The following is a 13,350-nucleotide window of genomic DNA, read 5'->3' as shown; positions in this document are numbered from 1 at the left end:
GTTGCATGAGAAAAGTATTGTTTATTTCTCTGGGTTGCGATAAAAATCTGGCGGATTCAGAGGAAATGCTGGGAATCCTGGTGGAAAACGGTTATGAAATCACCAATGATGAAACAGAAGCAGAGGTCATTGTGGTCAATACCTGCGCGTTTATCCATGATGCCAAGGAAGAGAGTATCAACAGCATTCTGGAAATGGCAAAATACAAGGAGGAAGGAGTATTAAAAGCCCTTCTGGTAACCGGGTGTCTGGCGCAGCGGTATAAGGAAGAAATTATGACGGAAATCCCGGAAGTAGACGCAGTGCTGGGAACCACCAGTTATGATTCCATTGTGAAAGCCCTTGATAAAGTATTTGAGGGAGAACGCTATCAGGAATATAAGGATATTAACGGACTTCCGGCAAACAGTAAAAAAAGAATGATTACCACAGGGGGATATTTTGAATACCTGAAAATCGCCGAAGGGTGCGATAAACGCTGTACGTATTGTATTATTCCGAAACTTCGCGGAAATTACAGAAGTGTGCCAATGGAGCAGCTTTTGGCTCAGGCAGAGTATCTGGCAGACCAGGGAGTGAGGGAACTGATACTGGTTGCCCAGGAAACTACGGTTTACGGAAAAGACCTTTACGGAGAAAAATCTCTTCATAAACTTTTAAAAGAGCTGTGCAAAGTATCAGGAATCCAGTGGATTCGTATTTTATACTGTTATCCTGAGGAAATATATCCCGAGCTTATCCAGACCATGAAGGAAGAACCTAAAATCTGCCATTATCTGGATTTGCCAATTCAGCACTGCAGCGATAAGATTCTGAAAAGAATGGGAAGAAGAACCACTAAACAGGAGCTGGAAGATATTGTGTATACCCTGAGAAAGGAAATACCGGATATTATTTTAAGAACCACACTGATTACCGGATTTCCGGGAGAAACCCAGGAAGACCATGAGGAGCTTTTGGATTTTATTGATGAACTGGAATTTGACCGTCTGGGCGTTTTCACTTATTCTGCGGAAGAAGATACCCCGGCTGCCCTTATGCCGGATCAGATTGACGAGGAAGTCAAGTTAGACAGGCAGGCAGAACTTATGGAGCTGCAGCAGGAAATTTCCATGGAGAAGGGAAATGAGAAAATCGGTACTGTGGTGGAAGTGATGATAGAGGGCAAGGTAGCTGATGAAAATGCCTATGTTGGACGTACCTACGGGGACGCGCCAAAGGTGGACGGTTATATTTTTGTCAATACAGACACAGAACTGATGTCAGGAGATTTTGCCCGGGTGCATGTAACAGGCGCCCTGGAATATGATTTGATAGGAGAATTGGAAGATGAATACACCGAATAAATTAACCATTGCGAGAGTCATTATGATTCCCTTTTTTGTAGCGTTTTTAATGTATGATATTACAGGAAGTGCAGACAAGTGGATTGCCCTTGGAATCTTTGTTGTAGCAAGTCTTACGGATACTCTGGACGGCTATCTGGCGAGAAAGCATAATCTGGTAACCAACTTCGGTAAATTTATGGATCCGCTGGCAGATAAGCTTCTGGTATGTTCAGCCCTGATTTGTTTTACCTCGACAGGGCAGCTTGCAGCCTGGATTACCATTATTATTATTGCCAGAGAATTTATCATCAGCGGTTTTCGCCTCATTGCAGCCGATAATGGCATTGTAATTGCAGCAAGCTACTGGGGAAAATTTAAAACCGTTTCTCAGATGATTATGATTATTTTAATGATTATGGATATTCAGAACACTATTTTCCAGGGAGTGCTTACCCTGTTTGTGGTTCTTGCAGTGGCTCTGACCATTATTTCACTGGTGGATTATATTGTAAAGAATAAAAGTGTCCTGAGCATGCAGGATTAAAAGGGAGTGGAAAAACATGACTGCGGAACTGATTTTTATAGGAATGGATTTGCTGGAAGACGAGGTGGCAAAAAGAGGCAGCGCCTTTCTGATAGAAAAATGCAGAAACCTGAACTTTTCTTTGAACGGTCTTGAGATTGTAAAAGAAGACAGAAAGCAGGCAGAGGCTGCTATAAGGGCTGGGCTTGAGCGCTCGGATTTTGTCTTTGTGTGTACGAAAACAGGGGAATTGGACAAAGAGCTGCAAAAGATATTTGCCAAAGAAACTGCATTGGCTGTTTTTCCCCGGAAGGAGCAGGAACTTTCCCATGTATTTGAAAACAGAATTTCCCGGTGTCTGCAAGCGCAGAAAGCAGGAACTCTGCAGTATGAGGTTATAAAGCTGGGAGCCGGGAGAGAAGAAGAGGTTTTAGAGAAAGTGAAAGACCTGACCGGAAAAGCGGAAAATCCTTCGGTAAAACTTTTAAAAAGAGAGGGAGAACTTCAGCTCTGTGTCACTGCCCTTGGGGAAAACAAAAAAGCGGCGGAAAAACTTTTAAAGCCTGTTGTCAGGGAACTGAAGGTTCGCTTTGGCGCAGATATCTATACCACGGACGAAGAGAAAAGTCTGGAAGCAGTTGTGGTAGAGCTGTTGAAAAATCAGGATTTGACGCTGACAACAGTAGAATCCTGTACAGGAGGCGCTCTTGCAGCCAGAATCATTAATGTGCCCGGCGCTTCTGAGGTACTGAAAAGAGGCTTTGTTACCTATTCCAATAAAGCCAAGAGAAAAGCAGTCATGGTAAAAAAACATACGCTGAAAACATACGGTGCAGTCAGCGAACCCTGTGCAAAAGAAATGGCAAAGGGCGGGATTTTTGTGTCCGGTGCAGATGCAGCCCTGTCCGTCACCGGGTTTGCAGGTCCGGAAGGCGGAACAAAGGAATACCCTGTGGGAACGGTTTTTATTGGCTGTACAATAAAAGGCAAAACCACAGTGAAAGAATGTCACTTGAAAGGCGACCGAAGCAGCGTCAGAGAACAGGCTGTGGCCCAGGCTCTCATGCTGCTCCGGGCGTGTATTCTGAAAAATTTTGAACAGAAAAGCGGAAAATAGGTTTCAGCGCATCATTTTGATGAGTTGAAGCATACGATCCATACGCTGGATTTCTTCTGGGGATTTTCCTGCTTTTAAAACCTGAATAATGGTTTCTATTTCCTGGGAGGAAAACTGTACTCCGTTTTTCTGATTCTGGGAAGCAGCAGACATGAGAAAGGGCAGAAGCTCATTTGGGCTTTTGCCCTTTCCCTGTTCAGCCAACTGTGTCAGCATGGCCAGCTTGGACATGTCCATACCAGCCAGTTTTGGATTGTTTATCCAGGCGTCAGGTTTTTGTTTCGTATCCATAGCTTCCTCCTTTTGCTCCCATATTTTCTATGACGGTTTCCGGTGTCAGTGGTTTTTGGGATAATTCCAACATTTGCAGCATCAAAAGAGTGTTGATCATGGTGTCCAGTTTTTCTTTTGCCGTTCCGTGACACACCTTGCTGCAGGCTGTGAGCATTTCCACAGGGTCACTCTTTCCATTGGAACAGATTTCCATAGTTCCTTTTGAAGAGTGGAAGAATCGTATGGTATTCTGCAATTCCAGAAATTTGGCAAACACAGACACTACAGATTGTCCCTGGGAGGGCAGAAAGGGCAGTGCAGCCTTTAAAATCTGTACAGAATCTCCGTTTACCATCTCGTCTAACATATTTTGAGAATCCACAGGCAGACTCCAATTCCTGAATTTTTATATCTATATGCAAAAGCAACAGAGAATATGCGGAAGGCGTGTGGTATAATAATTGCACGAAGTGCAATCCAAGCCAATAAAATCGGCTTGCCGCCACTGTCGTGACAGATTATACCTGGAGAAGACATAGCTTGAAAAGGGAATGCCAGATAAAATCAGGAATTATTAGAATTGTGAAGGGAGAGAAAATTTATGAACATGAAAGAGTTTAAATGGACGCGTGAACCTCAAAAGTATTCTATTGATGAAAATCGAGTGGAAATTGTTACGGTTCCACATACGGATTTATGGCAAAGAACATATTATCATTTTCAAAATGATAATGCCCCGGTATTACAGATGGAAACGGATAAACAATTTTTCAGTTTTGTAGTGAAAACGGATTTTTCAGAAAGTCATCATCGTTTTGACCAGTGCGGAATTGTAATGTATCTGGACAGTGAAAACTGGATAAAAGGTTCGATTGAATACGAAAATGAGGATTTTCAGCATTTGGGCAGTGTTGTGACAAATAATGGTTACTCTGATTGGGCAACTACTGTTATTTCAGCGAATATAAAATCTATGTGGTATCGCTTCAGTCGCCGAGAAGATGACTATTGTATTGAATGTTCAGAAGACGGCATGAACTTCAGTCAAATGCGTATTTGTCATATGCAGAAAGGGAAAGGGAAAATTCAGTTTGGTATTTACGCCTGTTCACCGGAAGCTTCTTCCTTTAAAGCTGTTTTTTCAAACATGAAATTTATGGAATGTCAATGGAAAGCACATGATGGACAACAGCCAGATTAAGAGAAAAATCCGGTTTATGGAACTGAAAAATCAAAACATAGGAGATGATAGCATATGTGGTTTGTATTTGCGCTGTTATCTGCAGTCTTTGCAGCATTTACTTCCATACTTGCAAAAATGGGGATTGATGGAGTGAATTCCAATCTTGCAACTGCAATTAGGACGGTAGTGGTGGTGATTATGGCATGGGGTATGGTTTTTCTTACAAACACCCAAAACGGTATTTTAGAAATCAGTAAAAAAAGCTGGATATTTCTCATTCTTTCCGGACTGGCAACAGGCGCTTCCTGGCTGTGTTACTACAAAGCCCTGCAAATTGGTGATGTGTCAAAAGTTGTTCCCATTGACAAGTTGAGTATCGTTATCACAATGCTGTTAGCTTTTCTTTTATTACATGAAAAGTTTACAGTGAAATCTTTGATAGGGTGTATATTCATTGGTATCGGAACATTAATCATGGCTTTATGAAGGGAAGAAAAATGTGTTCCAAATGTAACAGCAAAGATATTATCATGATTCTCGGTAAAGCACTCACAGGGCAACAACAGCATACACTATCCTGAAAGGAGAAATTCTCATGACTTATCCCAAAACAAAGCTGGTGGAAGAAGACAACACCATTTATGAAATAGATTTGGAGTGTATGAGGAGAAAACAGGAAATGCAGGAAAGACAGAGGAGAAGGTACGGCAAAAATCAAAAGATTTCATCATCAGGAGAAATTTCAGAGAAAAAGTCTTTCAGATAAAGACCTTGAATATAAAAATGGAGAAATCCGTTGGTTTTCAGGCGTATCCATTATCCCGGCACAGGATTTTTCTTGAAATCAGGAAAATCCTGTGCTATCATTAGAAACAATGATTATACTGTCCGGGCGTCTGTGTTTCTTCACATCTCCCGGCATGAAAACATATACCATTCAGGAGGGAAAAACCGTGCAGAAATACGGAGTAAACGAACTTAGGAAAATGTTTTTAGAGTTCTTTGAGAGCAAAGGACATCTGGCTATGAAGAGCTTTTCTCTTGTACCGCACAATGACAAGAGTCTTCTTTTAATCAATTCCGGTATGGCGCCCTTAAAGCCATATTTTACAGGAGCAGAGATTCCGCCAAGAACCAGAGTGACAACCTGTCAGAAATGTATCCGTACAGGAGATATTGAAAACGTAGGAAAGACAGCCCGTCACGGTACATTTTTTGAAATGCTGGGTAACTTTTCTTTTGGAGACTACTTCAAACGGGAAGCCATTGCATGGTCCTGGGAATTTTTGACCGAGGTAGTAGGCTTAGATGCAAACCGTCTGTATCCTTCTATTTACGAAGAAGATGAGGAAGCTTTTGAAATCTGGAATAAGGAAATGGGAATTCCGGCAGAGCGTATTTTCCGTTTCGGCAAAGCAGACAACTTCTGGGAGCACGGTGCAGGTCCCTGCGGTCCATGTTCTGAAATTTATTATGACCGCGGTGAAAAATACGGTTGTGGAAGTCCGGACTGTACGGTAGGCTGTGAGTGTGACCGTTACATGGAAATCTGGAATAATGTATTTACTCAGTTTGAAAACGATGGAGAAGGACATTACACAGAACTGGTACAGAAAAATATTGATACCGGTATGGGACTGGAACGTCTGGCTTCTGTTGTACAGGACGTGGATTCTATTTTTGACGTGGATACTTTACGCGCTTTGAGAAACAAGGTCTGCGAACTGGCACATGCAGAATATAAAAAGGACGAAGCAAAAGACGTTTCCATTCGTCTGATTACAGACCATATCCGTTCCGCAACCTTTATGATTTCTGACGGTATTATGCCTGCAAATGAAGGAAGAGGTTATGTGCTACGCCGTCTTATCCGTCGTGCAGCCCGTCACGGACGTCTTCTGGGAATCGAAGGCAAATTCCTGGCAGAATTAAGTGCAGTTGTAATTGAAGGTTCCAAAGACGGTTATCCGGAGCTGGAAGAAAAGAAAAACTTTATTTTCCAGGTACTTACCAGGGAGGAAGAGCAGTTTAATAAAACCATTGACCAGGGTCTTCATATTCTGGGAGAAATGGAAACAGCTATGGAAAAAGAAGGGAAAACAGAGCTCTGCGGCGCAGATACCTTTAAATTGTATGATACCTATGGATTCCCTGTGGATCTGACAAAAGAAATACTGGAAGAAAAGGGTTATACCATTGACGAAAAGGGATTCCAGGAAGCCATGGAAGAGCAGAGAGTAAAAGCCAGAATTGCCAGAGGAACTACAAACTATATGGGCGCAGATGCAACGGTTTATGATGAAATTGATGCAGCAGTCACCACAGAGTTTGTGGGCTATGACAATCTGATCTTTGATTCCAAAGTTACGGTACTTACCACAGAAGAAGAAATCGTGGATGCTCTTACAGAAGACCAGAGAGGCACTGTTTTTGTGGAACAGACGCCGTTTTATGCTACCATGGGCGGTCAGCAGGGAGATAAAGGTGTGATTGTCTGTGGCGGTGCAGAATTTAAAGTGGAAGATACCATTCAGTTAAGAGGCGGAAAAGTGGGACATGTGGGTGTTCTCACAAAAGGCATGATTAAGACTGGTGATATCGTTACCTTAAAGGTATGCGAAACAGGAAGAGAAAACTGCTGTAAAAATCACAGCGCAACCCATTTGCTGCAGAAAGCTTTAAAAACCGTTCTTGGTTCTCATGTAGAGCAGAAGGGTTCTCTGGTAACACCGGACAGACTGCGCTTTGACTTTGCTCATTTCCAGGCAATGACAGCAGAAGAACTGGAAAAAGTAGAAGCTATGGTAAATCAGGAAATCCGTGCAGGACTTCCGGTTGTGACAAATATCATGACTATTGATGAAGCAAAGAAGACAGGCGCTATGGCTCTGTTCGGAGAAAAATACGGAGAAAAAGTACGCGTAGTTTCCATGGGAGATTTCTCCAAGGAATTATGCGGCGGTACCCATGTTTCCAACACTGGAGAAATTGCAGTCTTCAAGATTATATCTGAGGCAGGTATTGCAGCAGGTGTTCGCCGTATTGAAGCTCTGACCGGAGATGGCGTATTTGCTTATTATAAAGAAATTGAGAAGCGTCAGGGAGAAATTGCAGCTATGTTAAAGACTTCTCCGGCGGAAATCGAGGAGAAGATTGCACACCTGCAGGCAGAGGTGAAAACACTTCACAGTGAAAACGAAGCCCTGAAAGCCAAAATGGCAAAAGATGCAGTAGGCGATGTGATGAGTCAGGTGCAGGAAATCAAAGGCGTGAAACTTCTGGCAGTTGCCCTTGACGATGTGGACATGAACGGACTGCGTGATCTGGGCGACCAGTTAAAAGAGAAGCTGGGTGAAGGTGTAGTTGTTCTGGCAAGCGTAGCAGGAGGAAAGGTAAGTCTTCTGGCTATGGTGACAGAGGAAGCGCAGAAAGCAGGGGCTCATGCAGGAAATCTGGTGAAGGGCATGGCTGCCATTGTGGGCGGCGGCGGCGGCGGACGTCCCAATATGGCTCAGGCAGGGGGTAAAAACCCGGATAAAGTGCCGGAAGCCTTAAAAGAGGCAGCAAGTCTTTTGGCAGACCAGATAAAATAATGAAACTTTTTGAAAAAATTGATTAAAACAGTTGACGAATGACAAAAATCTGCTATAATATCAGTTGTGCAATAAAAATACCCAGACAGTTGTATTATGCACAATTTACAGCTGGAGGGAGGTTAGGTGTGAGCTTATGTCAAATGTAATCGTAAAAGAAAACGAAACTTTAGATAGCGCTTTACGTCGTTTCAAGCGTAGCTGTGCAAAAGCAGGTATTCAGCAGGAAATTCGTAAAAGAGAGCATTACGAGAAACCAAGTGTTCGTCGTAAGAAAAAATCTGAAGCAGCTAGAAAACGTAAATATAATTAATGTGCAGTAAAAGCCTCTGGACAATACCAGAGGCTTTTTTACGACATCTGAAAGTTTAAAGGAAATCTATGAAAAAAATTATTGATATTATATCCAGCAGACTGTTTGTCACTATAGCAGCCGTGCTTTTGCAGCTGATCTGGATTTTTGCAATGCTCTGGGGAATGGGGGCATTTTCCGGACACATTATGAATCTTATCAGCCTGCTCAGTGTGATTATGGTACTCTGGATTGTAAATAAAGAAATTAATCCTTCCTATAAGCTGGCGTGGACTATTTTGATATTGGCTGTTCCGGTCTTTGGGGTTATTATTTATCTCTTGTTCGGACAGTCCCGTGTGGCAAAGAAAATGACCCAGGAATCAGAAGCTGTATTAAAGGAAATCTCGGATTATTTCCGGGAAAGTGAAGATGCCAGGGCTGCACTTACAGCAGAAGACAGGGGAGCCTCTAACCAGTCTGCTTATATCCGGGACTGTGCCGGGTTTCCGGTACATACCAATACCACGGCAAAGTATTATGCAGTAGGAGACGACATGTTTATTGACATGCTGGAGGACTTAAAAAAGGCAGAGCATTTTATTTTTCTGGAATATTTTATTATCCATGAGGGGAGAATGTGGAACGCAATTTTAGACGTTTTGGAAGAAAAGGTAAAGCAGGGTGTGGACGTGCGGCTGATTTACGATGATATGGGTTGTGTCACTACTCTTCCTCCCAGATATTATAAGAAATTACAGACAAAAGGGATTAAATGTGCGGCTTTTAACCCGGTTCGTCCGATTTTGAACATTGTCTTAAATAATCGTGACCACAGAAAAATTCTGGTGATTGACGGGCATACAGGCTATACCGGAGGCGTAAATCTGGCTGATGAGTATATTAATGAAAAAATGCGGTTCGGACACTGGAAGGACACAGGAGTACGTCTGGTAGGGGAGGGGGTCTGGAATCTGACGGTGATGTTTCTGCAGATGTGGAGCGTGATTACCAGAACCAAAACCCATTTGCCGGCTTACGGGCCTTATGTGTATCACCCCGAAGAATTTGAAAGCGATGGTTTTGTACAGCCCTATGGGGATTCTCCTCTGGACGGAGAGGTTGTAGGGGAGAATGTGTATCTGAATATCATCAACCAGGCAAAAAAATATGTATATATTGCCACTCCTTATCTGATTATTGATAATGAAATGATGACTGCTCTCTGTCTGGCGTCTAAAAAAGGCGTGGACGTGCGGATTATCACACCGGGAATCCCGGATAAGAAACTGGTGTTTTTGCTGACCCAGTCCTATTATCAGCAGCTTTTAAGCGCAGGAGTACGGATTTATGAGTACATGCCTGGTTTTATTCATGCAAAAAATTTTGTCTGTGATGACGAATTGGCTGTGGTGGGAACCATTAATCTGGATTACCGGAGCCTGTACCTGCACTTTGAATGTGCCGCATGGCTGTACAAAAGCAACGCAGTGGCACAGGTAAAGGAGGACATGACAGAAACCTTTTCTGTCTGTAAAGAAATTACCTTGAATATGTGCAAAAAGCAGAATGTGCTGCAAAGGGGAATGCAGAGTATTTTGAGATTGTTTGCGCCCATGCTGTAAAATTCATGAAAATTCCGGAGCTTTTTCCAAAAGGGAATGGACGGATTGGAAAGAGCATGGTATAGTGAACGTAATTAAACTTCAAAGTATTGTAAGAAAAGATTTGTTTTCGAAGGAGAAGAATTATGTTGTGGACAAAAGCAGTTTTGGGGACAGATGTCTATCATATTATCCAATGGTTTTTGATTTACAGTATTCTGGGCTGGGTGGTGGAGTCCATTTATATGTCTATCTGCAACCGCAGGCTGACAAACCGGGGGTTTGTAAAAGGACCCATTTGTCCTATTTATGGAGTAGGTGCGCTGACTGTGTATTTTCTGCTTCGCCCGGTAGGAGATAATCTTTATCTGTTGTATTTTCTGGGCTGCGTGATTCCAACCCTTTTAGAATATGTGACTGCGCGTTTGATGCTGAGTATTTTCGGGGAGGTCTGGTGGGATTACTCAGAAAAGCCTTTTAATTATAAGGGAATTTTATGTCTGGAAAGCACCCTTGCATGGGGCTTTTATACTCTGGGGCTGTTCCTGTTCTTACACAGAGGGGTAGAATGGGTAGTGAACCGATATTCTTTTCAGACAGGAACCTGGCTGGGAGGAATTATACTTCTTCTGTTTTTTTTGGATTTTCTCCATGCACTGTATCAGAAGAAAAAGGACAGCCTTCCGGATAGCCTCCATCTGTTAAAACGGCTGTCCCACTAGTGTCTGTGTGTCATAAATAGCAAGACTTCTGCTTAAAATGCTATAAGAGCAAATGGAAGGCAGGAGAAAAATGAGGAGAAAAACAGCAATTTTTTTAAGCTGGGCGCTGATTTTGTGGGTTTTGCTTACCGGATTTCCCTGTGCAGTCAGGGCAGAGGAAGAACTGATTACAGCGCCTCACGGTGTTTTAATGGAGGCGTCCACAGGAAAGATTATTTATGAGAAGGATATGGACACCAGAGTAAGACCCGCCAGTATTACGAAAATCATGACCCTGGTTCTGATTTTTGATGAACTGGAAAAGGGGAATCTACATATGGAAGACGAAGTGGTGACAAGCGCTTATGCAAAATCTATGGGAGGCTCTCAGGTCTTTTTGGAGGAGGGCGAGAAGCAGAGTGTGGAAACCATGATAAAATGTATTGTAATTGCTTCGGGAAATGACGCCAGCGTAGCTATGGCAGAGCATATTGCAGGCAGCGAAGGCGAATTTGTGAAGCGTATGAATGAAAGGGCGGCAGGGCTTGGAATGGAAAATACCCATTTTGAGGACTGCTGCGGTCTTACAGAATCAGAAAATCATTATACCAGCGCCCACGATGTGGCGCTCATGTCAAGAGAACTGGTCACCAAATACCCGAAAATTCTGGAGTATTCCTCTGTGTGGCTGGATACCATTACCCATGTGACAGAAAAAGGAACCAGTGAGTTTGGCCTGACTAATACCAATAAACTGGTGCGAAGTTATGAAGGCTGCGTAGGTTTGAAAACCGGCAGTACCAGTGTGGCAAAGTATTGTGTGTCCGCAGTGGCGAAGAGAAACGGAATTACCCTTATCAGTGTGGTGATGACAGCCCCGGATTATAAAGTGCGGTTTAAAGATGCTGCAGCAATGCTGAACCTGGGATTCGGAAGCTGTAAGCTCTACACAGACGAGCATCAAAAAGCGCCGGGCAAAGTGCAGGTAAAGGGCGGCGTCTTAGATGAGGTTTCCTGCAGCTACAAGGAAAAGTTTCAGTATTTGGATACCAGAGGAGAAAACTTGGATTCCATTAAAAAGAAAATCAGAATAAAGAAGAGCGTACAGGCACCTGTAAAGAAGGGAGAAAAAGCGGGAAGTGCGGATTACTATCTGGGAAAAGAGAAAATCGGAAGCGTTGATCTTGTCTTTGACAGAGATATAAAAAAGGCAGAATACAGGGATTATCTGAAGAAAGCCTGGGAAATTTTTATGGGAAAGGACAGCAAAAATATTTCTGAGAAGAAATAAAAAAACATGTTGAAACTCCTATTGCTTTAATACTATAATAAGCCAAAGTTACCAAAAAATGATTTTGATATGAGAGAGGGGTTTACTTTGGCAAAAGAACGTTTACAGACAGATATGACCATGGGAAGTCCTGTGAAAATCATTTTGAATTTTACCATACCGATTTTCATAGGCAACATGTTTCAGCAGTTTTACAGTATGGCGGATACCATTATTGTAGGAAAATTTGTAGGAACCAAGGCGCTTGCAGCCGTTGGGAGTGTGGGAACTATTATGTTTTTGATTCTTGGCTTTCTGCAGGGGCTTACGGCAGGGTTTTCCGTATTGACTGCTCAGAGATTCGGCGCAGGGGATATGGCGGGTATGAGAAAAACCGTGGGAACGGCTGCGGTGCTTTCCGTGGGAATAACCATTGTTATGACCGTGGGAAGTATGTTGGCCATGAAGCCGCTTTTGATGTTTATGCACACGCCTGAGGACATTTTTCAGGATGCATATACCTATATTATGATTATCTGTGCTGGAATCGCGGCTAGCGTGCTGTATAATCTGCTGTCCGGTGTTTTAAGAGCTCTGGGTGACAGCAAGACGCCGCTGTATTTTCTGATTTTGTCAGCGGTTTTGAATATTGGGCTGGATTTACTCTTGATTCTTGTATTTCACATGGGAGCAGCAGGAGCAGCGTATGCCACTGTAGTTTCCCAGGGTGTTTCCGGCATTGGCTGTCTTTTTTATATTGCAAAAAAGGTGCCGCTTTTAAAGCTTCATCGGGAGGATTTCAGAATAGAGGTCTATATGGCAAAGATGCAGCTTGCCATTGGGCTGCCTATGGCGCTGCAGTATTCCATTACTGCCATTGGAACTATGATGGTGCAGTCTGCCCTGAATATGCTGGGTTCCATGTCTGTGGCAGCTTTCACTGCTGCAAATAAAATTGAGCAGATAGGAACACAGGCCTATGTGGCGCTTGGAACAACCATGGCAACCTACTGTGCCCAGAATATGGGGGCTGGACAGATAAAGAGGATTCGCAAGGGCTTTCGGGCGGCCACTATTATCGGAAGCATTTACAGTGTGCTTCTGGCAATTCCTATGGTTACGGTGGGAAAATATCTGGTTTACTTCTTTGTATCCGGTGATGTGTCCGCAATTATGGGCCAGGCAGATATTTATTTGAAGTGTGTAGGCATTTTCTTTATCCCTTTAACCATTGTCAATGTATACAGAAATGGAATCCAGGGCATGGGATACGGTCTTTTACCTATGATGGCAGGTGTGGCAGAGCTTGTGGGAAGAGGGGTTGTGGCAATGCTTGCAGCCTGGAAGCACAGCTATGTGGGCGCATGTCTGGCAAGTCCCTTTGCCTGGGTGCTGGCAGGAGGACTTTTACTTGTCATGTACTTTAAGATTATGAAGCATCAGGAGAAATATTTTGTTTCCTGAGA

The 13,350-nt window shown here is 43.1% G+C and carries 14 protein-coding genes; 12 read left to right on the top strand and 2 right to left on the bottom strand.

Annotated features, from left to right (window positions below; genetic code table 11):
- The first annotated feature begins 5 nt into the window (after positions 1-5).
- Genes rimO through DQQ01_RS10300 form a run of 3 tightly spaced genes read left to right on the top strand, consistent with a single transcriptional unit; the run spans position 6 to position 2,968 of the window.
- On the top strand, positions 6-1,346 hold the full coding sequence (rimO, locus tag DQQ01_RS10310; protein WP_111919963.1) for a 30S ribosomal protein S12 methylthiotransferase RimO: 1,341 nt from the start codon (positions 6-8) through the stop codon (positions 1,344-1,346).
- Complete coding sequence (gene pgsA, locus DQQ01_RS10305) at positions 1,330-1,872, top strand: CDP-diacylglycerol--glycerol-3-phosphate 3-phosphatidyltransferase (RefSeq protein ID WP_111919962.1); 543 nt, start codon at positions 1,330-1,332, stop codon at positions 1,870-1,872. The genes rimO and pgsA overlap by 17 nt, the downstream gene beginning before the upstream one ends.
- A gap of 16 nt (positions 1,873-1,888) precedes the next feature.
- Entirely contained in the window at positions 1,889-2,968 is a 1,080-nt protein-coding gene (locus DQQ01_RS10300; protein WP_111919961.1) for a nicotinamide-nucleotide amidohydrolase family protein, read from the top strand.
- 3 nt (positions 2,969-2,971) lie between these two features.
- On the opposite strand, the gene DQQ01_RS10295 is transcribed toward DQQ01_RS10300, so the two are convergent.
- Together DQQ01_RS10295 and DQQ01_RS10290 are read right to left on the bottom strand one after the other, a co-directional pair.
- A complete protein-coding gene (locus DQQ01_RS10295) occupies positions 2,972-3,259 on the bottom strand; it encodes a hypothetical protein (protein WP_111919960.1) in 288 nt (95 codons plus the stop codon).
- Complete coding sequence (locus DQQ01_RS10290) at positions 3,237-3,623, bottom strand: hypothetical protein (RefSeq protein WP_199797955.1); 387 nt, start codon at positions 3,621-3,623, stop codon at positions 3,237-3,239. The genes DQQ01_RS10295 and DQQ01_RS10290 overlap by 23 nt, the downstream gene beginning before the upstream one ends.
- Before the next feature lie 219 nt (positions 3,624-3,842).
- Here DQQ01_RS10290 and DQQ01_RS10285 point away from each other — a divergent pair, with 219 nt between their 5' ends.
- From DQQ01_RS10285 to DQQ01_RS10250, 9 genes are all read left to right on the top strand, one after another.
- Positions 3,843-4,442: a DUF1349 domain-containing protein gene (locus DQQ01_RS10285; protein ID WP_111919959.1), complete on the top strand. Its 600-nt coding sequence runs from the start codon at positions 3,843-3,845 to the stop codon at positions 4,440-4,442.
- Between the two features lie 54 nt (positions 4,443-4,496).
- Complete coding sequence (locus DQQ01_RS10280) at positions 4,497-4,910, top strand: EamA family transporter (protein WP_111919958.1); 414 nt, start codon at positions 4,497-4,499, stop codon at positions 4,908-4,910.
- 109 nt (positions 4,911-5,019) lie between these two features.
- Positions 5,020-5,190 (top strand): hypothetical protein, encoded by a 171-nt coding sequence (locus DQQ01_RS15910; protein WP_162624202.1) that lies wholly within the window; start codon positions 5,020-5,022, stop codon positions 5,188-5,190.
- A 187-nt stretch (positions 5,191-5,377) separates the two neighbouring features.
- Positions 5,378-8,017 carry an alanine--tRNA ligase gene (gene alaS, locus DQQ01_RS10275; RefSeq protein ID WP_111920900.1) on the top strand — a complete coding sequence of 880 codons (2,640 nt, stop codon included), beginning with the start codon at positions 5,378-5,380 and terminating at the stop codon, positions 8,015-8,017.
- A gap of 136 nt (positions 8,018-8,153) precedes the next feature.
- Positions 8,154-8,330: a 30S ribosomal protein S21 gene (rpsU, locus tag DQQ01_RS10270; protein ID WP_004222305.1), complete on the top strand. Its 177-nt coding sequence runs from the start codon at positions 8,154-8,156 to the stop codon at positions 8,328-8,330.
- A gap of 68 nt (positions 8,331-8,398) precedes the next feature.
- Positions 8,399-9,934: a cardiolipin synthase gene (gene cls, locus DQQ01_RS10265; RefSeq protein WP_111919957.1), complete on the top strand. Its 1,536-nt coding sequence runs from the start codon at positions 8,399-8,401 to the stop codon at positions 9,932-9,934.
- A gap of 125 nt (positions 9,935-10,059) precedes the next feature.
- Entirely contained in the window at positions 10,060-10,635 is a 576-nt protein-coding gene (locus tag DQQ01_RS10260) for a putative ABC transporter permease (protein WP_330407441.1), read from the top strand.
- Positions 10,636-10,705: 70 nt separating this feature from the next.
- Complete coding sequence (locus DQQ01_RS10255) at positions 10,706-11,905, top strand: D-alanyl-D-alanine carboxypeptidase family protein (protein ID WP_111919956.1); 1,200 nt, start codon at positions 10,706-10,708, stop codon at positions 11,903-11,905.
- A gap of 114 nt (positions 11,906-12,019) precedes the next feature.
- Positions 12,020-13,348, top strand: a complete 1,329-nt coding sequence (locus tag DQQ01_RS10250; protein WP_242980727.1) for an MATE family efflux transporter — start codon at positions 12,020-12,022, stop codon at positions 13,346-13,348.
- Positions 13,349-13,350: the final 2 nt, after the last annotated feature.

This window comes from Blautia argi (assembly GCF_003287895.1).
Taxonomy (GTDB): Bacteria; Bacillota; Clostridia; order Lachnospirales; family Lachnospiraceae; genus Blautia; species Blautia argi.
The sequence above is the reverse complement of the archived record's forward strand: the minus strand, read 5'-3'. Positions and strand labels throughout refer to the sequence as shown.

Excerpts from the sequence above, each read along its gene's own strand:
- DQQ01_RS10295 (WP_111919960.1), bottom strand. The coding sequence starts at position 3,259 with ATGGATACGAAACAAAAACCTGACGCCTGGATAAACAATCCAAAACTG.
- pgsA (WP_111919962.1), top strand. The coding sequence starts at position 1,330 with ATGAATACACCGAATAAATTAACCATTGCGAGAGTCATTATGATTCCC.
- DQQ01_RS10250 (WP_242980727.1), top strand. The coding sequence starts at position 12,020 with ATGACCATGGGAAGTCCTGTGAAAATCATTTTGAATTTTACCATACCG.
- DQQ01_RS10260 (WP_330407441.1), top strand. The coding sequence starts at position 10,060 with ATGTTGTGGACAAAAGCAGTTTTGGGGACAGATGTCTATCATATTATC.
- DQQ01_RS10255 (WP_111919956.1), top strand. The coding sequence starts at position 10,706 with ATGAGGAGAAAAACAGCAATTTTTTTAAGCTGGGCGCTGATTTTGTGG.
- cls (WP_111919957.1), top strand. The coding sequence starts at position 8,399 with ATGAAAAAAATTATTGATATTATATCCAGCAGACTGTTTGTCACTATA.
- DQQ01_RS10280 (WP_111919958.1), top strand. The coding sequence starts at position 4,497 with ATGTGGTTTGTATTTGCGCTGTTATCTGCAGTCTTTGCAGCATTTACT.
- DQQ01_RS15910 (WP_162624202.1), top strand. The coding sequence starts at position 5,020 with ATGACTTATCCCAAAACAAAGCTGGTGGAAGAAGACAACACCATTTAT.
- rpsU (WP_004222305.1), top strand. The coding sequence starts at position 8,154 with ATGTCAAATGTAATCGTAAAAGAAAACGAAACTTTAGATAGCGCTTTA.
- rimO (WP_111919963.1), top strand. The coding sequence starts at position 6 with ATGAGAAAAGTATTGTTTATTTCTCTGGGTTGCGATAAAAATCTGGCG.
- DQQ01_RS10285 (WP_111919959.1), top strand. The coding sequence starts at position 3,843 with ATGAACATGAAAGAGTTTAAATGGACGCGTGAACCTCAAAAGTATTCT.
- DQQ01_RS10300 (WP_111919961.1), top strand. The coding sequence starts at position 1,889 with ATGACTGCGGAACTGATTTTTATAGGAATGGATTTGCTGGAAGACGAG.